The sequence below is a fragment of the Terrabacter sp. P5_B1 genome (assembly GCF_056400505.1).
Window position 1 is genome coordinate 1 of sequence record NZ_JBFULD010000631.1, and the last position, 616, is coordinate 616.

A 616-nucleotide genomic window follows, 5' to 3' on the forward strand; every position below is an offset into this window, starting at 1 on the left:
TGTTCGCCTCGACCGGTGAGAAGGTCACCGACATCGAGGTGTTCCACCCCGACCGCATGGCCAGCCGCATTCTCGACATGGGTGACGTGCTCACCCTGATCGAGCAGGCAGAGAAGGCGTTCGACAAGCGCCAGGCCGACGAGATGGCGCGCAAGTTCCTCGCCGAGGAGGACTTCACCTTCGAGGACTTCCTCCAGCAGATGAACGCCATCAAGAAGATGGGCTCGCTGAAGTCGATGCTCAAGATGATGCCGGGCATGCAGGGGATGCGCGACCAGCTCGACGCCTTCGACGACCGCGAGTTCGACCGCGTCGAGGCGATGGTGCGCTCGATGACCCCGTTCGAGCGCACCCACCCCAAGCAGATCAACGGCTCGCGCCGCGCCCGCATCGCGAAGGGCTCTGGGGTCACGGTCACCGAGGTCAACCAGCTGCTCGAGCGCTTCGGTCAGGCCCAGAAGATGATGAAGTCGATGGCCCGCGGCGGCGGTGGCGGCCTCCCGGGCATGCCGGGCATCCCCGGCGCCGGCAAGCGCGGCAAGCAGCAGCAGCCGCAGCGCAGGAAGAGCAAGAGCGGCAACCCCGCCAAGCGCGCCGCCGAGGAGCGCGCCGCGGC

The 616-nt window shown here is 67.5% G+C and carries 1 pseudogene; it reads left to right on the forward strand.

Annotated elements, in window-relative coordinates:
• Positions 1 to 616 (forward strand): annotated as a pseudogene (locus AC1DP0_RS22525) (signal recognition particle protein); the annotation flags it as partial.